The following is a 24,559-nucleotide window of genomic DNA, read 5'->3' on the forward strand; positions in this document are numbered from 1 at the left end:
GTGAATTGATTCACGATCAATCAGGTGATAATTCGATCAAGCGTCAATGCCTTTGAGGCGTTACCTCTTTTGGGCCCCCTGTGTGCTCGACGATCATTTGCTGAAGAGCATGTGAAGGCTGATTCCGTTTACCGCCCACTGTTTTGATCAGGTTCCGCTACCTACAATCCGTCCACATCTTGAGCTCAGCCCAAGCGTCAAGGAGGACGAATGGCGGGGCTTTCTACCCCTCATCAGTTTGACCACCCCACTGCTCTCGCAGCCGCGGTACTGACCGACGACAATCGTGTGATCGTGATGGTCATCGGGGTCGTCGCGCTCGCGGCGCTCGTGGTCGCCGGGATCCTGGTGCGCCAGGTACTCGCGGCCGGCGAGGGCACCGACAGCATGAAGAAGATCGCAGCGGCGGTCCAGGAAGGTGCGAACGCCTATCTCGGACGGCAGATGCGCACGCTCGGCGTATTCGCCGTCGTCGTGTTCTTCCTGCTCATGCTGCTGCCCGCGGACGACTGGAATCAGCGCGCCGGACGATCGGTCTTCTTCTTGATCGGCGCGTTGTTCTCGGCGACCACCGGTTATACCGGCATGTGGCTCGCGGTACGGAGCAACGTGCGTGTGGCCGCCGCGGCACGAGAAGCGACTCCGGCGGAGGGTGAGCCGGAAAAGGATCTCACCGCCGTATCGCACAAAGCAATGAAGATCGCTTTCCGCACGGGCGGCGTCGTCGGCATGTTCACGGTGGGGCTCGGTCTGCTGGGCGCCTCCTGTGTGGTGCTGGTCTACGCGGCCGACGCGCCGAAGGTGCTCGAGGGCTTCGGCCTCGGGGCTGCCCTGATCGCCATGTTCATGCGTGTCGGCGGCGGCATCTTCACCAAGGCCGCCGACGTCGGCGCCGACCTGGTCGGCAAGGTCGAGCAGGGCATTCCGGAGGACGACCCGCGCAATGCCGCGACCATCGCCGACAATGTGGGCGACAACGTCGGCGACTGCGCGGGCATGGCGGCCGACCTCTTCGAGTCGTACGCCGTGACCCTCGTCGCCGCGCTGATCCTCGGCAAGGCGGCGTTCGGTGACTCCGGGCTCGCCTTCCCGCTGATCGTGCCCGCGATCGGCGTACTCACCGCGATGATCGGCATCTTCGCCGTGGCCCCGCGCCGCGCCGACCGCAGCGGCATGTCCGCGATCAACCGTGGTTTCTTCGTCTCCGCGGTGTTCTCGCTGGCCCTGGTGGCCGTGGCCGTCTACGTCTATCTGCCGGGGAAGTACGCCGACCTCGACGGAGTCACGGACGTGGCGATCCGGGCCAAGGACGGCGATCCGCGGATCCTCGCGATGGTCGCGGTGGCGATCGGCATCGTGCTGGCCGCCCTGATCCAGCAGCTGACCGGCTACTTCACCGAGACGACCCGACGACCCGTACGGGACATCGGCAAGAGCTCGCTCACCGGCGCCGCCACCGTCGTCCTCGCCGGTATCTCCGTCGGTCTGGAGTCGGCCGTCTACACCGCCCTGCTGATCGGCCTCGGCGTGTACGGGGCGTTTCTGCTCGGCGGTACGTCGATCATGCTGGCGCTGTTCGCGGTGGCGCTGGCCGGCACCGGTCTGCTCACCACGGTCGGCGTGATCGTCGCGATGGACACCTTCGGTCCGGTCTCCGACAACGCGCAGGGCATCGCCGAGATGTCCGGTGACGTCACGGGCGCGGGCGCGCAGGTGCTCACCGACCTGGACGCCGTGGGCAACACCACCAAGGCCATCACCAAGGGCATCGCCATCGCCACGGCCGTCCTCGCGGCCTCGGCGCTCTTCGGCTCGTACCGGGACGCGATCACCACGGCGGCGAACGACGTGGGCGAGAAGGTCTCGGGCGCGGGTGCTCCGATGAACCTGATGATGGACATCTCTCAGCCCAACAACCTGGTCGGCCTCATCGCGGGCGCCGCGGTCGTCTTCCTCTTCTCGGGGCTGGCGATCAACGCGGTCTCGCGGTCCGCGGGGGCCGTGGTCTACGAGGTGCGGCGGCAGTTCCGCGAGCACCCCGGGATCATGGACTACACGGAGCAGCCCGAGTACGGCAGGGTTGTCGACATCTGCACCAAGGACGCGTTGCGCGAGCTGGCCACTCCGGGTCTGCTCGCCGTGCTGGCGCCCATCGCCATCGGGTTCACGCTCGGTGTCGGAGCGCTCGGCGCGTATCTGGCGGGCGCGATCGGCACCGGCACGCTGATGGCGGTCTTCCTCGCCAACTCCGGCGGTGCCTGGGACAACGCGAAGAAGCTCGTGGAGGACGGCCACCACGGCGGCAAGGGCAGCGAGGCCCACGCCGCGACGGTGATCGGCGACACGGTCGGCGACCCGTTCAAGGACACCGCGGGACCCGCGATCAACCCGCTCCTGAAGGTGATGAACCTGGTCGCGCTGCTCATCGCGCCCGCGGTCGTCAAGTTCTCGTACGGCGAGGACAAGAACCTCGGCGTGCGGATCGCCATCGCCGTGCTCTCGATCCTTGTGATCGTGGGCGCGGTGTACATCTCCAAGCGGCGTGGGATCGCCGTGGGTGACGAAGGCAACGCGGAGCGGGTGACCAAGTCGGCTGACCCAGCGGTGGTTTCGTAGGCCGTCTTACGACACCTGGCCTCATGCCTGGTCAGATACGGGCCAACGGGCGGGCAGGCGGCGCGCACTGACGCGCCGTCCGCTCGCCCTGCTCATGTTCGCGCCCTTTCCGTGAGCCTTCTCTCGCTTGGTGCAAATGGCTTCAATAGGTTATTAAGCGGACGTTCGACATACGGTCGTCGCCCACTTGGCGTGTATGTTCCGGGGCCGAGAGCCATGGAAGGGACCAATCCGGTGAACAAGAAGCTCGCGGCCGCGCTGTCCGGCGGTGCGGTACTGGTACTGGCGCTGTCGGGATGCAGTAGTAGCGACGACGGTGGCAGCGACAAGCTGAACTCCTGGGCCAAGCAGGTCTGTGACGCGGTGCAGCCACAGGCGAAGAAGATCGAGGCCGCGAATACCGCGATCCAGAAGGAGACCTCGGACAACAGCGCGCCCGCCGACGTCCAGAAGACCGACTCGCAGGCCTTCCAGGACATCTCCGACGCCTACAAGGCGATGGCGAACGCCGTCGACAAGGCCGGGGCCCCCGATGTCGAGAACGGCAAGACCAAGCAGGCGAACGCGGTCAAGGAACTCGACGACCTGTCCTCCGCCTACGCCGACCTGAAGAAGCAGACGGACGAGCTCGACACCAAGAACCAGGCGAAGTTCGCCGACGGTCTCAAGGGTGTCGCCACCCAGCTGGAGAAGCTGAGCAAGAGCGGCAGCGACGCCCTCAACAACCTCGAGGAGGGCGACGTCGGCAAGGCGATGGCCCAGCAGGCGAGCTGCAAGTCCGCGTCGGCGCCGGCCTCGGCGACGAAGGGCTGACCCGAAGAGGGCGCAGGGCTGAGGAGAGCCGGCCTGAAGGGGACGCAGGGCTGAGGAGAGCCGGCCTGAAGAGGGCGATCGTCCGGACAGCCGAAGGAGGTGCCGGTACGCGTGCGTGCCCACACCGCCTTCGGTTGTCCACAGGAGGGCGTGCGATGTCGGCAGGAACGGACACAATGGGGGCGTGAGTAACTCCGCCCTGTCGCCCCTGCCCTCCGCCGACCGTCCCGACGTCGCCGCCCGGCTGCGGGACGCCCTGCTCGGCGCCTCCTTCACCGCCGACGGGCTGCTCGAGCTGCTCGGCGCTCCCGCGTACGCGGCGCTCGCCCGCAGCGAGGTCGTGCCCGCCCTGCGGGCCACCCGTGGCGACACGCCGCTGGAAACGCTCGTGCGGCTGTTTCTGTTGCAGCAGCCCGTGCCGCACGCGCGCGTGGCGGACGTCCTGCCCGTCGACGCCTGCCTGGAAGCCGGCTGGCTGACCGGCGTCGGCGGGGACGAGGTCGCCGCCGCCGTCGACATCCGGCCGTACGGGGGGCCCGACGGCGAGGACTGGTTCATCGTCTCCGACCTGGGGTGCGCGGTCGGCGGGGCGGGCGGGATCGGCAGCCGGGACGAGGGCGTCGTCCTCGGCGTCGGCGGGGCGTCCACCACGCTCGCCGGGATCACCGTGCGTACCCCCGTCGCCGCCGCCCTCGACCTCGGCACCGGCTCCGGGATCCAGGCACTGCACGCCGCACGGCACGCCACGCGCGTGACCGCGACCGACCTCAACCCGCGCGCGCTGCACACCACCGCGCTCACCCTCGCGCTCTCCGGCGCACCGGCCGCCGACCTGCGTGAGGGCTCCCTCTTCGAGCCGATCGCCGCCGACGAGACATACGACCTGATCGTGTCGAACCCGCCCTTCGTGATCTCTCCGGGCGCCCGGCTCACGTACCGCGACGGCGGGATGGGCGGGGACGACCTGTGCCGCACACTCGTCCAGCAGGCGGGCGACCGGCTGACCGAGGGCGGGTACGCGCAGTTCCTCGCCAACTGGCAGCACGTTGAGGGCGAGGACTGGCAGGACCGGCTGCGCTCGTGGGTGCCGCGCGGCTGCGACGCCTGGATCGTGCAGCGCGAGGTGCAGGACGTCACGCAGTACGCCGAGTTGTGGCTCCGGGACGCGGGCGACCATCGCAGCGACCCGGTCGAGTACCAGGCGCGGTACGACGCGTGGCTCGACGAGTTCGAGGCGCGCAAGGTCAAGTCGGTGGGCTTCGGCTGGATCACCCTGCGGAAGACGGGCGCGGTCGAGCCCTCGGTGACGGTCGAGGAATGGCCGCACTCCATCGAACAGCCGCTCGGTGAGGCCGTGCGCGCGCACTTCGACCGCGTCGACTATCTGCGGGCGACGGACGACGCGGCCCTGCTCGCCGGGCACTTCAAGCTCGCCGCCGAGGTCGTCCAGGAACAGGTCGGCCTGCCCGGTGCCGAGGACCCCGAGCACGTGGTGCTGCGCCAGCACCGCGGGATGCGCCGGGCCACCAAGGTGGACACGGTCGGGGCGGGCTTCGCCGGTGTGTGCGACGGCACCCTGAGCGCCGGGCGCATCCTCGACGCCATCGCCCAACTGGTCGGCGAGGACCCCGTGCTGCTGCGCGACCGCACGCCCGCCCAGATCCGGCTGCTGGTGGAGCAGGGGTTCCTGGATCCGGTGGAGTGACCCCGGGCCGGGGCGCGTCGGCACTGCCGTGCGAAGCCGCTGGGGCGGGTCCGCACCACTGAGCCGCATGCGCCCGCTTTGACGGGATTGGTCCGCAAAAGGGCTCCTGTCAGTGGTGCGTGCGAAGCTACCTTCAAGAGACAGAATCCACGCGTCCTCGGGGGAGGCGCGCTGTCTCGGGGGAGGCGCGATGGCGGGGGAGACGCCGGAGCAGGGCGAAGGCCGGATCATCAGCGGGCGGTACCGCCTGCTGCGGACGCTCGGCGCGGGCGGCATGGGCCGGGTCTGGCTCGCGTACGACGCGGAGCTGGCCTGCGAAGTCGCGGTGAAGGAGATCGCGCTGCCGGACCTGCCGATCGACGCGAGCGAGCCCGTGCAGCGCATCGCGCGGGCGCGGAGCGAGGCCCGCAACGCGGCGCGGCTGCGCGGCCACCCGCACGTGGCGACGGTGCACGACGTGGTGGTGCACGAGGGGCTGCCGTGGATCGTCATGGAGCACGTGCCGGACGCGATCGACCTTCAGGCGGTCGTACGGCGGTCGGGACCCCTCACCCCCGCGCGGACCGCACGGATCGGGGTCGCCGTCCTCGACGCGCTCACCGCGGGACACCGGATCGGCATCCTCCACCGGGATGTGAAACCGGCCAACATCCTTCTGGCGCCGGACGCGTCGGGCGACCCCTACGCGCGCGTCCTGCTCACCGACTACGGCATCGCGCTCCAGCCCGAGTCCCGCGAGCCCCGGCTGACCGCCACCGCCGGCATTCTCGGCACCCCCGGCTATCTCGCCCCCGAGCGGGCCCGCGGCGAGCCGCCCACCCCGGCCGCCGACCTGTTCTCCCTGGGTGCCACGCTCTACGCGACGGTGGAGGGACGCGGTCCCTTCGACCGGCACGGCGAGTACGCGACTCTGACGGCCCTCCTCGGCGAGGAGCCCACCCCACCGGTCCGCGCCGGTGAACTGGGCGCCGTACTGCACGGGCTGCTGATCAAGGATCCGGTACGGCGTCTGGCACCCGAGGCCGTCGCGCGGGGCCTGGAGGCGGTGGCGCGGGCAGCGCCGGGGGAGGGATTCGGGCCACCGCCGGGGTGGGGGTCCGCGCCCTCTGTGGGGCAGGGCTTCGGTCCGCCTCCGCAGGGTTTCGGTCCGCCCCCGGACGGCTTCGGCCCGCCGTCCGGCACGCCGTCCGTGAGTCCGCCCTCGGCCGAGGGCGCGACCACGGCACCGGGGGCACCAGGAGCACCGCAGGTTTCGGCTCCCGGGACGCCGCAGACACCGGGTGCGCCGCGGACCCCGCATACCCCGCACACACCACAGACACCGGCGGGCGGTCCTGGTACGCCTCCGGGCAGCCCGTCGGCGTACAACCCCTGGCGGCCGACGCCTCCGAGTGGCCCGTACGACCCCGGGAATCCGTACGCGAGCAGCCCCTCGTCGCCCTACGCGGGGACGGGTGCCCCCGCGGCGTACGAGGGTGGTCCGGCGTACTTCCCACCCCGGCCGTCACCCCGCAGGAAGTCGGCGGCCGCCCTCGTGGCCCTCGTTGTGGCCGCCGCCCTCGTGGTCACCGGTGGCATCTGGGCCGCGCTCTCGCTGACCGGCGGGCCGACGGGCGACGGGGGCGGCACGACGGGCCAGCGGGCCAAGAAGTCACCACCGGTGTCGGGGCCGCAGTCCACGAAGCCGGCGGGACCGGTGCTGCCGTACGGCGAACAGGTCGGTCTCACGGAGCCGTTGCAGGCCGGTGACTGCGTCCGGGCGGTGTGGTCGGGGGCGGCCTTCAAGTCCGTGCCCAACCTCGGCGTCGTGGACTGCGCCGACGACTGGCCGGACGGTCAAGTGGTCGCGGTCGACACGGCCACCGACTACGCCGACGCCCGCGACCGGGGTGCCCGGCGCTGCGCCGGCCAGAGCCAGGCCACCGCCGACGCGCTGCCCGACGCGGGTGTCTACGCCGTTGCGCCGACCAAGGAGGGCTTCACCGCGGCCAGCGGCGGTACGGCATGTCTCGTACTCGGCCGCCATGCCGCGATAGGCGGCGAGGTGGGCCGTTTCCGCGACACGGGCACGGACTTGTGGGTCGGTCAGATGAGCATCGGCGACTGCTGGATCTACAAGGAGGAGAAGGACAGTTACAAGGCGCCGCTCAGCGACTGCGCCCAGCCGCACACCGACCAGGTCATCGGTGCCGTGTCCGCGCCGAAGAACATGGACTACAAGAAGGGCGTCGACAACGGCAACAAGCTCTGCGGCAACAAGTTCGAGTCGAGTTGGGCGCCGGGTCCCGCGCGTCAGGTGTTCGGCTGGGTCGCCGACAAGGAGGACTGGAACGACGGATTCGACAAGGTGGTGTGCACGGTGCGTCGTTCCGACGGTGCCGAGACGAGCGGGAAGATATCCGCGCCCGGCGCGGTATGAGCCGTGACACGGTGCGTCCGCCCTGCGTTCACCCGGGGTTCGCGCGTCCGCTTCCCGCCCGTGCCAGCCTCCCGTTCCTGGGCCGGGTTTCTCCGGGGGACAGCTCACGGAGAGCCGGCCGGGACGGGAGGAAGTGGGGCATGGAGAGCGGACCGGCGATCTTCGCGGGGACGGTATTCGCCCTGTTCGGCGGCGGGCTGCTGACCTGGACCGTGAGCCGGGTCCGGCATCGCGCCCCTGTCGCCCACGATGTGAACCCCGTCGCATCGGCCACCCTCGCGGGTCTCGCCGCGGTGTCCGCCCTCGTCCTCGGCGCGTGGTGCTTCACGCACCTCTGACAGGCCGGTCGTTCAGGGCTTCGGGCCGGGTCCGGGCCGCCGGACGGCCGCCGCTCCAGTAACTGGGAAGTCACCCTCCGGATAGGGGCGACAGGGCTGGTGGCGACGCCGGGCGGCAGGAATGGCGGTAGTCGGGTTACCGTTCGAGTGGCCGTTGCGGGCTTTTCCCGTTTGACACGGGGGCGGGATGTACCGTCACACTCCGCAGCGTCAGCACGACCCGACCCCCGGGATCAAGGCCTGGGGAGAGACCCCCTGCGTCGACCGGAGAGAAGAGCGAAGTTGTCCCCGACCAGCGACACCGCACACGGCGGCCGCCGACTCGTCATCGTCGAGTCGCCTGCCAAGGCGAAGACGATCAAGGGCTACCTCGGCCCCGGCTATGTCGTCGAAGCGAGCGTCGGGCACATCCGCGACCTCCCCAACGGTGCCGCGGAGGTGCCGGAGAAGTACACCGGCGAGGTGCGCCGCCTCGGCGTGGACGTCGAGCACGACTTCCAGCCCATCTATGTGGTCAACGCCGACAAGAAGGCCCAGGTCAAGAAGCTCAAGGACCTGCTGAAGGATTCCGACGAGCTCTTCCTCGCCACCGATGAGGACCGCGAGGGCGAAGCCATCGCGTGGCACCTCCTCGAGGTCCTGAAGCCCAAGGTCCCGGTCCACCGGATGGTCTTCCACGAGATCACCAAGGACGCGATCCGCAGCGCCGTCGCCAACCCGCGCGAGCTCAACCAGCGCATGGTCGACGCCCAGGAAACCCGCCGCATCCTCGACCGTCTCTACGGCTACGAGGTCTCGCCGGTCCTGTGGAAGAAGGTCATGCCGCGCCTGTCGGCAGGCCGGGTCCAGTCCGTGGCGACCCGCCTGGTCGTCGAGCGGGAGCGCGAGCGCATCGCCTTCCGCTCCGCCGAGTACTGGGACCTGACCGGCACCTTCGGCACCGGCCGCGCCGGCGACGCCAGTGACCCCTCGTCCCTGGTCGCCCGCCTGGCCACGGTCGACGGCAAGCGGGTCGCCCAGGGCCGCGACTTCGACTCGCTGGGGCAGCTGAAGAGCGCCAACACGCTCCACCTGGACGAGACCAACGCCCGTGCGCTGGCCACCGCCCTGGAGAACACGAACTTCGCGGTCCGCTCGGTCGAGTCCAAGCCGTACCGCCGCTCGCCGTACGCCCCGTTCCGTACGACGACGCTCCAGCAGGAGGCCTCCCGCAAGCTCGGCTTCGGGGCGAAGGCGACCATGCAGGTGGCGCAGAAGCTGTACGAGAACGGCTTCATCACCTACATGCGTACGGACTCCACGACCCTCTCGGACACGGCGGTCGCCGCGGCCCGTGCCCAGGTCACGCAGCTGTACGGCGCCGACTACCTGCCGGCGCAGCCGCGCACGTACGCCGGGAAGGTCAAGAACGCGCAGGAGGCGCACGAGGCGATCCGCCCCTCGGGTGATCGTTTCCGCACCCCGGCCGAGACGGGCCTGACCGGCGACCAGTTCAAGCTCTACGAGCTGATCTGGAAGCGGACCGTCGCCTCCCAGATGAAGGACGCGACCGGAAACTCGGTCACGGTGAAGATCGCTGGCACGGCGGCCGACGGCCGTGACGTCGAGTTCAGCGCGTCCGGCAAGACGATCACCTTCCATGGCTTCCTGAAGGCATACGTCGAGGGCGCGGACGACCCGAACGCCGAGCTCGACGACCGCGAGCGCCGGCTGCCGCAGGTCGGCGAAGGCGACCCGCTGTCTGCCGAGGAGATCTCGGTCGACGGGCACGCCACCAAGCCCCCGGCCCGCTACACCGAGGCGTCGTTGGTCAAGGAGCTGGAAGAGCGCGAGATCGGCCGCCCGTCGACGTACGCGTCGATCATCGGCACGATCCTCGACCGCGGTTACGTCTTCAAGAAGGGCACGGCCCTGGTGCCGTCCTTCCTGTCGTTCGCCGTGGTCAACCTCCTGGAGAAGCACTTCGGGCGGCTCGTCGACTACGACTTCACCGCCAGGATGGAGGACGACCTCGACCGCATCGCGCGCGGCGAGGCGCAGGCCGTGCCGTGGCTGAAGCGGTTCTACTTCGGCGAGGGCGCGGGCACGGGCGGTGCCGCGGACGCCGGCAACGGCGACGGGGACCACCTCGGCGGCCTCAAGGAACTGGTGACCGACCTGGGCGCGATCGACGCCCGCGAGGTGTCGTCGTTCCCCGTGGGCAACGACATCGTGCTGCGGGTCGGGCGCTACGGGCCCTACATCGAGCGCGGCGAGAAGGACTCCGAGAACCACCAGCGCGCGGATGTGCCCGAGGACCTCGCGCCCGACGAGCTGACCGTCGACCTCGCGGAGGAACTGCTCGCCAAGCCGAGCGGCGACTTCGAGCTGGGCACCGACCCGGCGACGGGCCACCAGATCATCGCCAGGGACGGCCGCTACGGCCCGTACGTCACCGAGGTGCTCCCCGAGGGCACCCCGAAGACCGGCAAGAACGCGGTCAAGCCGCGTACCGCCTCGCTGTTCAAGTCGATGTCCCTGGACACGGTGACGCTGGACGACGCGCTCAAGCTGATGTCCCTGCCGCGCGTCGTCGGCAAGGACGCCGAGGGCGTGGAGATCACCGCGCAGAACGGGCGCTACGGGCCGTACCTGAAGAAGGGCACGGACTCGCGTTCGCTGCAGTCCGAGGACCAGCTCTTCACCATCACCCTCCAAGAGGCGCTGGAGATCTACTCCCAGCCCAAGCAGCGTGGCCGTGCGGCCGCCAAGCCGCCGCTGAAGGAGCTGGGCGAGGACCCGGTCAGCGGGAAGCCCGTCGTCGTCAAGGACGGCCGTTTCGGGCCGTACGTCACCGACGGCGAGACCAACGCGACACTGCGGTCCGGCGACAGCGTCGAGGAGATCACTCCGGAGCGCGGCTACGAGCTGCTCGCCGAGAAGCGGGCCAAGGCCCCCGCCAAGAAGACGGCGAAGAAGGCACCGGCCAAGAAGGCGCCGGCGAAGAAGGCACCGGCCAAGAAGACGGCCGCCAAGACGACCGCGGCGAAGAAGACGGCCGCCAAGAAGACGACGGCCAAGAAGACGGTCGCCAAGAAGACGACGGCTTCCAAGGCCGCGGCCGAGGACTGAGTCCGACGGAGGGCTGAGCGCCGGTGAGGGCGCCCACAGGGGTGCGAGTGCCCCTGGGTGATCCCTCACGGCGAGCACTCACGGCGAGCCCTCATGGTGGGCCCGCACGGTGGGCACGCTTCTGTGAATTGTGGACGCCTCCACACCTTCTGGTGTGGAGGCGTCCACATGTTCGGCCGCCCCTCCGGGGAGGCCCCGCCGCCGGATAGGCTGTCAGGATGACGCGAGCCGAGCAGCCAACGGCCCACCATCCCGCCCCCGACGACGCCCTGGTCGCAGACTCCCGCGAGCGTGCCGTCCGCTCCCTGCTGCGCCGGCCGCAGCTGAAGCGGCTATGGAGCGCGCAACTCGTGGGAGGAGTCGGCGACGCACTGGCGTTGCTCACCCTGGTCGTCCTCGCCCTTCAGGCGGCGATCGTCGAGGGCTCCTTCGGCGGCGACTACCGGGGAGTCGCCCTGGCCGTGTCCGCCGTCTTCGGGGCACGCGTGCTGGCCACCCTGCTCTTCGGGGCCGTACTGCTCGGCCCGCTCAGTTCGCTGACCTCGCAGGAGGGCCCGCTCGACCGCCGCTGGACGATGATCGGCGCGGACGGGGTGCGCGCCGCGCTCCTGATCGTCGCCCCCCTGTGGATCGACTGGACGCCGGACGACGCGCTCGCCGTCCTCCTGGTGACCGCCTTCGTGACCGGAGTCGCCGAGCGCTTCTGGACGGTGTGCCGCGAGAGCGCGGCGCCCGCGCTGCTGCCCGCGCCCCCGCTCGAGGGCGCCACGGTGCGCCCGCTGCCGGACCACATGGACGCGCTGCGCCGCCTGTCGCTGCGCACGGGATTCGTCGCGGTGCCGCTCGCGGCCGCCACGCTCGTCGTCGTGTCGCTGCTCAACAATCTGCTGGGCGCCGGGATCGACTGGTTCGCCCAGCACCAGGCGGCGCTCGCTTCGTATGTCGCCGCCGGCCTGTTCGCGGCCTCGCTCTCGGTGATCACCTTCGTCGAGCTGCCGGACGTACGCACCCCGCGCGCGCGGTCGCCGCTCGAGGGCCTGCGCCGCCCCAAGACGGGCACCGGCATCGACAAGGGGCGCACCGGAGCGATCCCGCATCTGGTCCTGGCCTGCGCGGCCGTCGCCGCGGCGATCGCGGCCGCCGTCGCCGTCTCCGTGCTGCAGGCCAAGGACCTGGGCGGCGGGCCGGTGACCTACGGGCTGCTGGTGCTCGCGCTGACCGGCGGTGTCGTCATCGGTATCCGCACCGCGCCCTCGGTGCTCCCGTCGCTGTCCCGGCGCCGGCTGCTCGCCCTGGCGATCGCCTTCACCGGGATCGCGCTGCTCGCCGCCGGACTCGTCCCGGACGTCACCACCGTGCTGCTGATCGTGGGCCTCGCCGGTGTCGGCGCGGGTGTCGCCGCGAACACCGGGCACACCCTGCTCGACCAGGAGGCCGAGGAATACCGGCGCGCGCGGACCACCGAACACCTCCACGCGGTCGTACGGGTCTTCGTGGCGGTCGCCGCCCTGGTCGCGCCCGTTGTGGCGGCGGCGATCGGGCCGCATCGGCTGGAGAACGGCAAGTTCGTGTTCGCGCACGGCGGCGCCGCCTTCACGCTGATGCTGGTCGGCGCGCTGCTGCTGCCGGTCGCCGCGCTCGTGCTGGCCAAGGTCGACGACCGCTCCGGGGTGCCGCTGCGGCACGATCTGCGGGACGCGCTGCGCGGCGGTGACGACCCGGTGCAGACCTCGGCCGCTTCCGGTTTCTTCATCGCCCTGGAGGGCGGCGACGGGGCCGGGAAGTCGACGCAGGCCGAGGCCCTCGCCGAGTGGATCAGGGCCAAGGGGCACGAGGTCGTGGTGACCCGTGAGCCGGGCGCGACGCCGGTGGGCAAGCGGCTGCGGTCGATCCTGCTGGATGTGTCCTCCGCCGGGCTCTCGCACCGGGCCGAGGCGCTGCTGTACGCGGCCGACCGCGCCGAGCACGTGGACACGGTGGTGCGGCCGGCGCTGGAGCGGGGCGCGGTCGTGATCTCCGACCGGTACATCGACTCCTCGGTGGCGTACCAGGGTGCGGGCCGCGATCTCTCCCCGACCGAGGTCGCGCGGATCTCACGATGGGCGACGAACGGTCTCGTACCGCATCTGACGGTGCTGCTCGACGTCGCGCCGGAGACCGCGCGGGAGCGCTTCACGGAGGCGCCGGACCGGCTGGAGTCGGAGCCCGCCGAGTTCCACGCGCGCGTGCGGTCCGGGTTCCTCACGCTGGCCGCCGCCGACCTCGGGCGCTATCTGATCGTCGACGCCGGGCAGGAGCCCGAGGCGGTCACCACGGTCATCCGGCACCGGCTCGACACGCTGCTGCCTCTCTCCGAGGCCGAGGTGCGGGCCCAGGAGGAGGCCCGGCGCAAGGCGGAGGAGGAAGCCCGGCGCAAGGCCGAGGAGGAGGCCGCGCGCAAGGCCGAGGAGGAGCGGCTGGAGCGCGAGCGCCTGGAGCAGCTCGCCAAGCTCAGGGCCGAGGAGGAGGAGCGCAAGCAGCGCGAGCTGGAGGAAGCGCAGCGGCGCGAGGCCGAACGGCAGGCGGAGGAGGCCCGGCAGCGGGCTGAGGAAGCGCGCCGGCGTGCCGAGGAGGAGCGGGTGCGGCTCCTCGCGGAGGAGCAGGCGCGGGCCGCCGAGGAGGAGCGCAGGCGCGTCGCGGAGGAACGGCGGCGCAAGCAGGCCGCGGAGGAGGAGCGGCTGCGGGCCGAGGCCGAGGAACGCCGACTGGAGAAGCAGCGCAAGGCCGAGGAGGCGCTGCTGCGGGCGGAGGAGGCCCGGAGGGCCGCGGCGGAGGCGGCGGCTGCCGCCACGACGGCCGCGGCTTCCGCGTCCACCGGGGTCGCGCCTGGTAGGCCCGATGCGCCGAAGGTCGCCGGTGCCGGGGTTTCGCCGTCCAGGCCGTCCAGGCCGTCCGAGAACGAGACGACCGTTCCGACGCCGGTGGTGACGCCGTCGAACGCGACGGGTGGGCCGGTGGACGAGACCGCCGTGCTGCCGCCGGTGCGGCCGGGTGCGGCGGACTCGGAGACGACGGCCACGCTGCCGAAGCCTCCGGAGCCTCAGGGCGCGGCCGATGAGACCACGGTGCTGCCGCCGGTGCCGTCGGGCGCCGCCGATGAGACGGCCGTGCTTCCTCCCGTCCGGGACGCGGGGCCGGGCGGGCGTGCGGGTGACCCGTCGGACCGGGTGCCGCCGGGCTTCTTCCGCGACGAGCGTCCGGCCGGGCGGCCCGACGCGGGCGACGACCGTACGCGCGAGCTTCCGCAGGTCGACAGTGAGGGCGTGGCGCGGCGGCGGCCCCGCTCGGACTGGGCGGAGGAGACCCCGCTGGACGATCTGCCCACGCTGGCGGACGAGCTGCTGGGCCCGCGCGACGACGACACGGACGACGAGCGCGGGCCGGGCGGCCGTCGGGGCTGAGGCGTACGGGGTGTGCCGGCTTGTATGCCGGTTTGTATGGGGTCGTACGGATATGTACGGCCCCATACGTATGACAGGCCCGTATGACAGGCCCGTGGCCGGGTCGGCCGGGGCTGAGCGCGGTCGGCGGACGCGTTGTCAGTGGCTACCCGCACAATGGGTGAGGTAGGGCGAAGTGCGACGGACGTGCGACGGAACGGTGGTGCCCCATGCCCGTGTGGGACGACCTGGTGGGCCAGGAGAAGCTGAGCGAGCAGCTCGCCGCGGCTGCCCGTGACGCCGACGCCCTGGTCACCGCGGCCACCGCCGGCACTCCGCCGCCCGAGGCGTCGAAGATGACGCACGCCTGGCTGTTCACGGGCCCGCCCGGCGCGGGCCGCACCACGGCCGCGCGTGCCTTCGCCGCGGCGCTCCAGTGCGTGAGCCCCGACCGCGCGCTGGGCGGCATCCCCGGCTGCGGCTTCTGCGACGGCTGCCATACGGCCCTGCTCGGCACCCACGCCGACGTCAGCACGGTCGCCGCCGTGGGCACGCAGATCCTCGCCGACGACATGCGGGACACCGTGCGCAAGTCGTTCACGTCTCCGGCCAACGGACGCTGGCAGGTGATCCTCGTGGAGGACGCCGAGCGGCTGAACGAGAAGTCGGCCAACGCGGTCCTGAAGGCAGTGGAGGAGCCCGCCCCCCGCACGGTCTGGCTGCTGTGCGCCCCCTCCGTGGAGGACGTCCTGCCGACGATCCGCTCCCGCTGCCGCCACCTGAACCTGCTCACACCTTCCGTGGACGCCGTCGCGGACATGCTCGTACGCCGGGACGGCATCGAGCCGGAGGCCGCGTACGCCGCGGCCCGCGCCACGCAGGGCCATGTCGACCGTGCCCGCCGCCTGGCCACCGACCCGCGCGCGCGGGAGCGCAGGGCCGCCGTGCTGAAAATGCCGTTGCGGGTCGAGGACATCGGCGGCTGCCTCAAGGCGGCCCAGGAGCTGGTCGACGCCGCCACGGCCGACTCCAAGCAGCTCGCCGAGGAAGTCGACGTGAAGGAGACCGAGGAGATGAGGGCGGCGCTCGGCGGGGCACAGGGCGGTCGGATGCCGCGCGGCACCGCGGGCGTGATGAAGGACCTGGAAGACAAGCAGAAGCGCCGGAGAACGCGTACGCAGCGCGACAGCCTGGACCTGGCCCTGACCGAGCTGACGGGCTTCTATCGCGACGTCCTCGCCCTCCAGCTCGGCTCCCGCCTGGCCCTCGCCAACACGGACGCCGAGGACGCCCTGGAGCGCCTCGCCCGCGGCAGCTCACCGGAGGCCACACTCCGCCGCATCGACGCGATCGCCGCGTGCCGGGACGCCCTGGACCGCAATGTGGCCCCTCTGCTGGCGGTGGAGGCGATGACGATGGCACTGCGGGCGGGGTGAGGGCCGTGGCGTCCTCGGGACCTCAGGGGGGACGACAGCGGGTCGAGGGAGTTGGACGCGTTGACGCCATCACTCGTACGAAGTTCATCCGCCACCGATAGCGATCAATCCATCGCTCAGGGTTACGCTCACGAGATGGACACCAGGCGCACTTCCGGGCAGTCCCGCCTCCTCCGGTCCCGGTCCCTACGTTCGACGCGGACGGGGGGCGTGTTCCTCGCCGCCGCCGCGCTGCTCCTTTCCGCCTGCTCCTCCGGGAGTTCGACCGGGACGACGGCCGAGGCGGCGCTGGCCGCGTTGCCCCGGTCCACGCCGTCGACGCTGGCGCCGTACTACGGGCAGAAGCTGACCTGGCGCAGCTGCGGTGTCCCCGGTTTCGAGTGCGCCACGATGAAGGCGCCCCTCGACTACGCCAAGCCGGCCTCGGGCGACGTCAGCCTGGCCGTCGCCCGCAAGAAGGCCACGGGACCGGGCGAGCGCCTCGGCTCGCTGCTGGTCAACCCGGGCGGCCCGGGCGGCTCGGCGGTCGGCTACCTCCAGCAGTACGCGGGCATCGGCTACCCCGCTGAGGTGCGCGCTCGTTACGACATGGTGGCCGTCGACCCGCGGGGCGTGGCCCGCAGCGAGCCGGTGGAATGCCTCACCGGCCGCCAGATGGACACGTTCACGCAGACGGACATGACCCCGGACGACCAGCGGGAGACGAACCAACTGGTCGACGCGTACCAGCACTTCGCGGAGGGGTGCGGCCGGCGCTCGCCGGAGCTGCTGCGCCATGTGTCCACGGTCGAGGCGGCCCGCGACATGGACATCCTGCGCGCGGCGCTGGGCGACCAGAAGCTGACGTACGTAGGGGCGTCGTACGGGACGTTCCTCGGGGCGACGTACGCGGGACTGTTCCCGGAGCGCGTGGGTCGGATGGTCCTGGACGGTGCGATGGACCCCTCCCTGTCCGCCCGCAAGCTGAACGAGGACCAGACGGCGGGCTTCGAAACGGCGTTCCAGTCCTTCGCGAAGGACTGCGTACGGCGCACGGACTGTCCGCTCGGTGGTGCGCACACCACTCCCGAGCAGGCCGGCGACAACCTCAAGGCGTTCTTCCGGCAGCTGGACGCGCATCCCATCGCGACGGGCGACGCGGACGGCCGCAAGCTGGGCGAGTCCCTGGCGACGACGGGCGTGATCGCGGCGATGTACGACGAGGGGGCCTGGGAGCAGCTTCGCGAGGCGCTCACCTCGGCGATGAAGGACAAGGACGGGGCGGGTCTGCTCGCCCTCTCGGACAGCTACTACGAGCGGGACCCGGACGGTAAATACACCAACCTGATGTTCGCGAACGCGGCGGTGAACTGCCTGGACCTGCCGGCGGCGTTCTCGACGCCCGACCAGGTGGAGAAGGCGCTCCCGTCGTTCGGGAAGGCGTCGCCGGTCTTCGGCGACGGGCTGGCCTGGGCCTCGCTGAACTGCGCGTACTGGCCGGTGAAGCCGACGGGGGCACCGCATCGCATCGAGGCGAAGGGGGCGGCGCCGATCGTGGTGGTCGGCACGACCCGGGACCCGGCGACCCCCTACCGCTGGGCGCAGTCGCTGGCCTCCCAGCTGTCCTCCGCGAGGCTGCTCACGTACGACGGCGACGGCCACACGGCGTACGGCCGCGGCAGCACGTGCATCGACTCCGCGATCGACGCGTACCTGCTCCGGGGCACCCCGCCGACAGAGGGAAAGCGCTGCTCATAGGCCCTGCCGCAGCCCCCGGAGGGGCCGCCTCCGGGGGGTGTGCGGAGCACCCCACGAAACTGTGTAGACTTACCGACGTTGCTGATCGCACCATAGTGCGGACAGCGCGCCGCCTTAGCTCAGATGGCCAGAGCAACGCACTCGTAATGCGTAGGTCTCGGGTTCGAATCCCGAAGGCGGCTCTGTGGAAGCCCCAGAACTCACTCGCCGTGATCTGGGGCTTTTGCTTTTGGCGGACGCGGCGCCGACGTCGGGCGCGGGCTGCCTTGCTGTCTAGGGTCTCAGTTCTGGTCTCAGTAGTGGGTTCCGGCTCGGGCAGGAAGACGTCGCCGATGCGACGCATGGCGTCCTTCGAGAGGGTGGACCGACCCTTCACGTAGCGGCGTGTCTGGCTGATCTGCGTGTGCCGGAGGATCTCCATGATCGTAGGCATGTCCACCCCCAACTCGTTCAGGATCGTGCCCGCAGTGTGGCGACTCCCGTCGTACAGGCGCCGATCGCTGATGCCCGCCTCTTCGAGCAGTTCCTTGAATTCCTCCCAGTCGGCGCGGGGGTCGAGTGGTCGGCCGTCCGGGCGTGTGAATACCGCGTCGTTCTCTTGCCGCAACTCACCCGCAGCGCCCCTTGCTCCGCCCTGTTGAGCCTTGTGCTCAAGCAGGTAGGGGATGAACGGCGGCGGGATCGGCACCTCGTTCCGGCTCTTCTTGGTCTTGGGGCGGGTGAAGGCGAGGCCTCCGCCCTTGCGTTCCGGGCACGCGCTCGCGTGCCGCGTGCAGTCCTTTGTGCAGGGCTGCGGGCACCCTCGCGTGTAGTTCCGGTGCGTCGTGCACGTCGGCGGGCACGGCTCGAACCGGTGCAGGAAGGTGACCCTGCGCGGAGCAGACCGTGTCCTGCGTTCACGCACCGTGGACGGCGTCGAGCAGGAACTCTATGCACTTGCTGGTGCTCTACCAGGCCAGCCAGCAGGCCATCGCCGAAGCCGCCACCACCGCTCACCTCGACCCGGACCGGCTGTCGTTGACCACAGCCCTGCACACCGTCCGTCTGACTGTAATCACCGCCAGAACCCCGGACCCGGCCGACCTCGTCTCAGCCCTGGTCCACGTCCGCAACCTCGCACCCGTCAGGCGCCGTTCACGCACCAGCCCACGCTGCGTCAAACGAACCCTGTCGCCCTACGCCTACAACAAGACCAAGGGCAGCGTCGGGCACAAAACAACCGTGACCACCGACGTCACCCTGCTGACCAGCACCGCCAGCCCCTAACTTCCCGGTCTTGGGCTTCAGGCAGCCACCATGGGGCGAGCCTCGAAGATCGGGGCCCACACCGGGCTATTGCGGGCAGGTCCAGAGACTGCCCGATTCGCGACCAGCGTACGGGCCCCGATCTCTCGCCCCATGGCGGCTCCAGCCCAAAGCCGCTCCCGCCGACCTCATCGGGCCCGTGTGCGATCGTCACGCCTCCCAGGTACGTTGAGCCGTCAGCCGAGGGGGAACGCTCGCGAGGGAGCGCCCCGCAACGCGTGGCTGTGGGGCGCCGATCCACTTTCACAACGGGCCCTAGTGGGGTTTAGTCGACCGTCTGCCCGTTGTACATACCGCCTCTGCAGGTCGGGAGCACGGGCGTCGACCGATCGATCGTTCCGCCGCCGTCCGTGCACTCACCCGGGGTGACGCTGGCCGGGGTGACGCTGGCCGGGGTGACGCTGGCGGTGGCGGTGGCGGCGCCTGTGAGGCCGAGTCCGGCGAGGGCTGCCGTGGCGAAGACTGCGGCGAGGATTCGTCGAATGCGCATTTGGTTCGCCTTTCACAGATTGCCTCGGTTGGGACGCTACTCAGCCAATTGTTCATCCATGTGGGCGACACGTCATGTTGGGCCGTTCGGTTGACATTGCTGTCGGGTGCGGGGTCGGTGACGCGACCCGTCAGAGCGGATGGAAGCCCGTGCCACATCCGTGCCAGAAAGAGCGGATCCCAGCGGTCGAGAGCAGTCAAGCGCGACGCCTCGCGATTAATCACCAGAGGCCGTTTGCGCTGGTCAGCGTCAACCCCCTCCGTGACGGCCCGGTGATTCCCAAGCTCAGGGCTCTTCGTTGCCGCGGCGGACAGATCCCGGGTACTGCTCCCCCTCGTCGCCGATCAGCTTCGCGGACAGTCCGGCTGCGAGGTCAGCCAAGCCGACCAGGTCCGCACCAGGTGCGTGGGCCCCGGACAGAATCACTCGTCCCTCGCACCAATGGAGCCCGACCGCGACGCTGTCAAGGCTGCCCCATGTGAACACCGGCTGCCGGCCTACGCTGTGCAGGTCGAGGTGGCCTTCTTGCCGAAGTGCCGCGCTGTTGTGTGCAAACTCAAGCCAGTCGTGCAGCGAGATGGGGCGTTCCTCGCTGTCCAACCAGTCCGAGGCGCGCGTCATGTGCAGTTCGTATCCCATACCCGGGATCATTCACCGCAGGCCTGACACGTCTCCTGCCCTGTCGACGAGGCCTCTGACATCCACGGCTGACTGTGAGTCAAGCGGTTGCGTGTGTCCATGACGGACGGGTTCGTGTGTGGCCGTGGGGTGCCGGGGGGCGTTGGTTCGGCGGGCTTTGGGCGGCGGTCAGGAACCCAGGCCGGTGAGGGGCTCGGAGTTGTCGATGAAGGCGCGGGCCACGTCGGACAACCGGCGGTTGTGGGCGCGGGCGTAGGTGCGCAGTGCGGTGAAGGCCCGTTCCATGTCTACGCCCTGGCGTTCGGCCAGCTTTCCCTTGGCCTGTTCGATCAGCACGCGGCTGTTCAGCGCCGTCTGAAGCTGCTCGTTGAGGACGGTGCTGCGGTGTGCGGTGCGCTGTTGCAGCAGGCTGATGGTGGCGACGTCGGCCAGGGCCTGGGCGAGGGGTGTGGCGGCCGGGTCGAAGGGGCCCGGGGTGGCGCGGAAGAGGTTCAGGGCGCCGACGACCTCGTCCCGCAGGCGCATCGGCAGGGCCTGGACCGCCCCGAACCCGCTGCGGCGGGCCTGTACGGCGAAGCGCGGCCAGCGTGCGGTGACGGCGCTCAGGTCGGGGACTGTCACGGGCGCGCCGGTGCGGAAGCAGTCGAGACAGGGACCTTCGTCGTTCTGGAGCTGGAAGAGTTCCAGGAGGCGTACCTGTTCGTCGGAGGCGGCCATGACGCGGAGTTCGCCGTTCCGGTCCGCGAGCAGCACGCCGGCCGCACTCGCGTCGAGCATGCCGACACAGCGGTCGGTCAGCAGGCGAAGGAAGTCGATCAGGTCGAAGTCGGCGACCAGGTTGTCCGCCAACTCGACGAAGGTTTTGGCCAGGAGTTGCTGATTCATCGTGTGGCACCTCTGTTGAGACTGTTCCCGCCGGGATGGGGCGGGAAGGGCGGCGCATTGCGTCCGCGCAGCGTGTGAGGGCGTCAAGCACTGTCACGGGGATCGTCGTCGTCGCGGGGATCGTCGTCGTCATGCGGATCGGCATCATGCGGATCGGCGTCGCCATGGGGGTCGGGGGCGCGGGGATCGGGGTCGTCGAACGGTTCGTCGTCGCCATGGGGATCGGCGGGGTCCTGGACCGGCTCGGTGCCGGGGGAGAAGCGGAGGCGACGGGCGACCAGGTCGGCGGCCACCTCGGCGAGGCGGCGTTCGTGGGCGTAGGCGTGGGCGCGGAGGCGGACGAAGGCCTCTTCGATGCCGACGCCGAGCTGGACGGTGAGCATGCCGGTGGCCTGGTCGATCTCCGCCCGGTAGGCACCGAGGTCCTCGATGGGTCCGCCGGGTGGCCCGCCCGTCTCGTCGATCCGCGCGTCGAGCAGCACCAGGGTCGCGAGATCGGCGAACGCCAGCGCGTCGGCCAGCTCTTCCGCGTCCAACCGCACTGGGACCTGGGCGTACAGGTCCAGAACTCCGGGGCTGATCGCCCCCACCTGAAGGGGGAGCGCGAAGACGGCGAGTGCTCCGGCGCTCAGGGCGGCGTCGACGAACAAGGGCCAGCGGTTCTGGAGTTCCCCGGTCCGCAGATCAGGTGTCAGGACGGCCGAGCCCTGCGTGAACGCATCCACGCAGGGCCCTTCGCCCAGCGTGAGCTGTAGCTCCTCCAGTTGTTCGCTGATGTGGTCGGTGCTGCACAACGGGTGGCTCGCCCTGCCCCTGGACATCGCGGACAGTCCGGCCCCGCCGATCGGCAGCGCGACCACCGCCGCGGTGCACACGTCCACCACGCCGACCCGCGCACCACGTACGGCCGCCTGCTCGGCGACCAGCAGCCGGATATGGGCTGAACGGCTGTCGGGCATCAGTCGGGCCACCTCGTCCAGGCATGGCGGGCGAGTCCGTCCGGCCGTGCGAGCGTCTGTTCCCCGAAGGGGAGGATCAGTACGCGGAACACCGTGGGGCCGGCCGGCCTCCAGACGTCTCCGGCGTCCAGCCATCCCCACGAGCGGAGGACGGCGAGGGTCGTGACATCCGCTTGATCCACCGATGTCACGCCGAGCGACGCCCGGTGGTCGGTCAGCAGCCGTTTCTGTAATCGACGGGCCAGCTCCCGGCCTTGCGGCGGCGGCCGGACCAGAATGTCGGTGAACGCGAAAGCGCGGCCGGACCGGGTGAGTTGTTCCATGCCGAGCGGCAGCGCGTCGTCGGAATCGAGCCACCATGAGCCGTCGCCGCGTACCGGAAATCCGTAGGCGCATCCCACCAGTCCGTTCACCTCCGCGAGCACCATGGCGAACCCGGGCCGGCGCATGTCCGCGGTGAGACGGGTCAGGAAGCGTGAGCGATCGGGCCGGCGGTATGCGCCCCTGGGTGATTTCTCTCCGGGCGATTTCTCTCCCGGTGTTCTCTCTCCGGGTGTTCTCTCTCCGGGCGATTCCGCGGTGGCCGCCGTTGCGCAGCACTGCATATACAGATCCGCCAGCTCCTCGCGCAGCCCCTCCACCAGCCGGCGGTTCACCCGGCGCAAGCGCACCGCGCCCCCGCCGGACGGCTCGCTGTCACCGGGCTCCTGGGTACGCCTCCGCCGGGCCGTCACCGCGCACCTCCCGAGGCAGCGGTGAGGAGGACCATGAGGTCGACGTTCAACTGCGGTAGGGGCATGACGCCTCGGTTCTGGAGACCGTCCCGGACAGCGAAGACAGGGGGCGCCGGGCTTCCGGCCCCTCTTGGCGCGCTTCCGCTACGGTCGGGCGTACGTTCGGCGGAGGCGGGCGGAGCGGCGGCCGGTCCGGCACCTTCCGCGCCGGACGTGGAAACGGTCCGGTTTCCTCCGGGGCGATGCGCCGGGTGACCGGACCAAGAGCCCGTTGCCCGCAGCCATCTGTGTGGAGCAACCACATGCCGCCGGGGTCTGGGACGTCGCCACCCAGCATAGCTCTCGGCCACGCCGGATCGCCGTCCGTGGACGGTCGGGATCTGGTCGTCCGATCGCGGTACGGCTCGACGGGATCGGGACAGCCGTCTGTTGCGGACCCTGCCGGGCCGCCGCTGTTCCGGACCGCTGCTGTTCCGCACCGTTGCTGTTCCGGGCCGCCGCTGTTTCGCACCGCTACTGTTCCCGGCCGCCGCTGTTTCGCACCGTCCTCGGCCGGACGGTTTGGGATGCGCGAGGCGGGCAACCCAGGAGAGGCGTCCGGCAGTCGGCCCGGGCGAAGGCACCGGAGAGTTGAGCTCACAGCTCCCGGTGCCGCCCGCAGGGCGCGCGCTTCGTCATCTCCGGTCTGCTGTATGAAGGCGCCGCAGTGCCCGGCCGAGCTCCCGCTGGACCTGGTCCGGGAGCACCTCGCCCTTCGTCGTGGCGACCAGGGCGGCAGCCACGTACCGGAGCTTGAGGTTGCAGCGTTGCGAAACGTCCACCAGCAGGTCCCAGGCCCGCTCACTGGAACACGGCGCCAGGGCCATCACCATGCCCCGCGCCTGGTCGATGACCGGCCGACTCGCCAGCGCCCGGCCCAACTGCGTGTTTCTGGCGCGCAGTTCGGCGACCTCGGCCACCAAAGCCGTATCTCCCGCCGAGACCGCGGCTGGTATCGCCTGCTGTTCTTCGCGGTACGTGGTCCCTTGGTGCATGTGCCTACCCCACAACGCAGTCGTAGTTGTAGTCGTAGTCGCTTGTCCGTGAGCGGTCGGCGGCGCGCCGACTGCTCCCCCCCCCGGCCACCCGGCTACCCGGCCACCGCATTGATCACCTACGGTCTTCGCGCGCCCGCCGGTTCTCACGCGCCCGCTGGTTCTCACGCGCCCGCCGGTCCTCACTGTCCCGTCGATCCTCGCGGTTCCAGCGTGCCCGGTGCCGGCGGCTGTAGCGACGGTCCCAGCGGTCCTGACGCTCCCTGTGGTCCCGGTACTCCCGGTATTCCCCGTACTCCCGGTACTCCCCTGAACCGGAATTGCCGCCAGGACTCCGGTTGCTTCCTCGGCCGGACCGGCCGAAGCCGAAGACCAACACGGCCGCGACGACCCACCAGATGGGATTGAGGAAACCGAACAAGATCACGACGAGGATGAGAAGCAGGACGAACACGGTGGGCCTCCCCGGAACGGAACACGTCATCGGTACCGGGGACTGGGGCCTTGTCCGACAGCGTAGCCCTGCCCGAGGGGCACGGACAGCGGGCCACGTCACGCGAACTGTCCGGCGTGGACGGCCGCTTGAAACGGAACCTCGCACGGTGCGCTCCCTGGGGGGCGATGGAACTGGGCGCGGCCCGATGTGCCCCATGAGCCACATGTACCGTGTATGCCCCATGAGTCGCATGCTCCCTATGCGTCTTATGAGTCTTATGAGTCTTATACGGGCAACGGTCCGCCGTCGGCCGTGTCGCAGGCCGCGTTGACACGGGACGTTGTCGGGCGTTGACTGACGACACGGTGTAGGGCCATGCCACTCCGCATTATTCGGGCGACGTATTCCATCTTCCCGCTTCGCCCTGGCCTCGCGGAATCAAGAAGATCCCCGCGATCTGGCGGCCCGGAAATGTTATGGATC

17 protein-coding genes, 1 tRNA gene and 1 pseudogene are annotated in these 24,559 nt (G+C 70.5%); 11 read left to right on the top strand and 8 right to left on the bottom strand.

What is annotated here, in order from left to right:
• The first annotated feature begins 210 nt into the window (after positions 1-210).
• The 10 genes from SAVERM_RS23830 to SAVERM_RS23875 all read left to right on the top strand — a co-directional run bounded on the left by SAVERM_RS23830 (position 211) and on the right by SAVERM_RS23875 (position 17,776).
• A complete protein-coding gene (locus tag SAVERM_RS23830; RefSeq protein ID WP_010986040.1) occupies positions 211-2,616 on the top strand; it encodes a sodium-translocating pyrophosphatase in 2,406 nt (801 codons plus the stop codon).
• A gap of 216 nt (positions 2,617-2,832) precedes the next feature.
• On the top strand, positions 2,833-3,429 hold the full coding sequence (locus SAVERM_RS23835; protein WP_010986041.1) for a hypothetical protein: 597 nt from the start codon (positions 2,833-2,835) through the stop codon (positions 3,427-3,429).
• Between the two features lie 184 nt (positions 3,430-3,613).
• Positions 3,614-5,134: a N5-glutamine methyltransferase family protein gene (locus SAVERM_RS23840; protein ID WP_037649132.1), complete on the top strand. Its 1,521-nt coding sequence runs from the start codon at positions 3,614-3,616 to the stop codon at positions 5,132-5,134.
• Between the two features lie 190 nt (positions 5,135-5,324).
• Positions 5,325-7,553: a serine/threonine-protein kinase gene (locus SAVERM_RS23845; protein WP_010986043.1), complete on the top strand. Its 2,229-nt coding sequence runs from the start codon at positions 5,325-5,327 to the stop codon at positions 7,551-7,553.
• 140 nt (positions 7,554-7,693) lie between these two features.
• Complete coding sequence (locus SAVERM_RS23850; protein WP_037649134.1) at positions 7,694-7,891, top strand: hypothetical protein; 198 nt, start codon at positions 7,694-7,696, stop codon at positions 7,889-7,891.
• Positions 7,892-8,173: 282 nt separating this feature from the next.
• Positions 8,174-11,002 carry a type I DNA topoisomerase gene (gene topA / locus SAVERM_RS23855; protein WP_010986045.1) on the top strand — a complete coding sequence of 943 codons (2,829 nt, stop codon included), beginning with the start codon at positions 8,174-8,176 and terminating at the stop codon, positions 11,000-11,002.
• Between the two features lie 218 nt (positions 11,003-11,220).
• Complete coding sequence (gene tmk, locus SAVERM_RS23860; protein ID WP_010986046.1) at positions 11,221-14,442, top strand: dTMP kinase; 3,222 nt, start codon at positions 11,221-11,223, stop codon at positions 14,440-14,442.
• Positions 14,443-14,651: 209 nt separating this feature from the next.
• Positions 14,652-15,857, top strand: a complete 1,206-nt coding sequence (locus tag SAVERM_RS23865) for a DNA polymerase III subunit delta' (protein ID WP_010986047.1) — start codon at positions 14,652-14,654, stop codon at positions 15,855-15,857.
• A 135-nt stretch (positions 15,858-15,992) separates the two neighbouring features.
• Positions 15,993-17,594 carry an alpha/beta hydrolase gene (locus SAVERM_RS23870; protein WP_010986048.1) on the top strand — a complete coding sequence of 534 codons (1,602 nt, stop codon included), beginning with the start codon at positions 15,993-15,995 and terminating at the stop codon, positions 17,592-17,594.
• A 108-nt stretch (positions 17,595-17,702) separates the two neighbouring features.
• Positions 17,703-17,776: transfer RNA gene (locus SAVERM_RS23875), tRNA-Thr, on the top strand.
• Between the two features lie 50 nt (positions 17,777-17,826).
• Here SAVERM_RS23875 and SAVERM_RS40370 read toward each other — a convergent pair.
• Positions 17,827-18,453, bottom strand: a pseudogene (locus SAVERM_RS40370) (tyrosine-type recombinase/integrase); the annotation flags it as partial.
• 71 nt (positions 18,454-18,524) lie between these two features.
• Here SAVERM_RS40370 and SAVERM_RS23880 point away from each other — a divergent pair.
• Entirely contained in the window at positions 18,525-18,860 is a 336-nt protein-coding gene (locus tag SAVERM_RS23880) for a hypothetical protein (RefSeq protein ID WP_048894226.1), read from the top strand.
• A 304-nt stretch (positions 18,861-19,164) separates the two neighbouring features.
• On the opposite strand, the gene SAVERM_RS23885 is transcribed toward SAVERM_RS23880, so the two are convergent.
• From SAVERM_RS23885 to SAVERM_RS23915, 7 genes are all read right to left on the bottom strand, one after another.
• Positions 19,165-19,389 (bottom strand): hypothetical protein, encoded by a 225-nt coding sequence (locus tag SAVERM_RS23885; protein WP_010986051.1) that lies wholly within the window; start codon positions 19,387-19,389, stop codon positions 19,165-19,167.
• 285 nt (positions 19,390-19,674) lie between these two features.
• Positions 19,675-20,028, bottom strand: coding sequence for a hypothetical protein (locus tag SAVERM_RS23890; protein ID WP_048894225.1), 354 nt, complete (start codon positions 20,026-20,028; stop codon positions 19,675-19,677).
• Positions 20,029-20,196: 168 nt separating this feature from the next.
• Positions 20,197-20,913 (bottom strand): GAF and ANTAR domain-containing protein, encoded by a 717-nt coding sequence (locus tag SAVERM_RS23895; RefSeq protein ID WP_010986052.1) that lies wholly within the window; start codon positions 20,911-20,913, stop codon positions 20,197-20,199.
• An 83-nt stretch (positions 20,914-20,996) separates the two neighbouring features.
• On the bottom strand, positions 20,997-21,872 hold the full coding sequence (locus SAVERM_RS23900; protein WP_010986053.1) for an ANTAR domain-containing protein: 876 nt from the start codon (positions 21,870-21,872) through the stop codon (positions 20,997-20,999).
• A complete protein-coding gene (locus tag SAVERM_RS40375; protein ID WP_244905201.1) occupies positions 21,872-22,528 on the bottom strand; it encodes a hypothetical protein in 657 nt (218 codons plus the stop codon). The genes SAVERM_RS23900 and SAVERM_RS40375 overlap by 1 nt, the downstream gene beginning before the upstream one ends.
• Before the next feature lie 752 nt (positions 22,529-23,280).
• Positions 23,281-23,640, bottom strand: a complete 360-nt coding sequence (locus SAVERM_RS23910) for an ANTAR domain-containing protein (protein ID WP_037649140.1) — start codon at positions 23,638-23,640, stop codon at positions 23,281-23,283.
• 115 nt (positions 23,641-23,755) lie between these two features.
• Positions 23,756-24,094 carry a hypothetical protein gene (locus tag SAVERM_RS23915; protein WP_010986056.1) on the bottom strand — a complete coding sequence of 113 codons (339 nt, stop codon included), beginning with the start codon at positions 24,092-24,094 and terminating at the stop codon, positions 23,756-23,758.
• Between the last annotated feature and the right edge of the window lie 465 nt (positions 24,095-24,559).

The organism is Streptomyces avermitilis MA-4680 = NBRC 14893, from assembly GCF_000009765.2.
Lineage (GTDB): Bacteria > Actinomycetota > Actinomycetes > Streptomycetales > Streptomycetaceae > Streptomyces > Streptomyces avermitilis.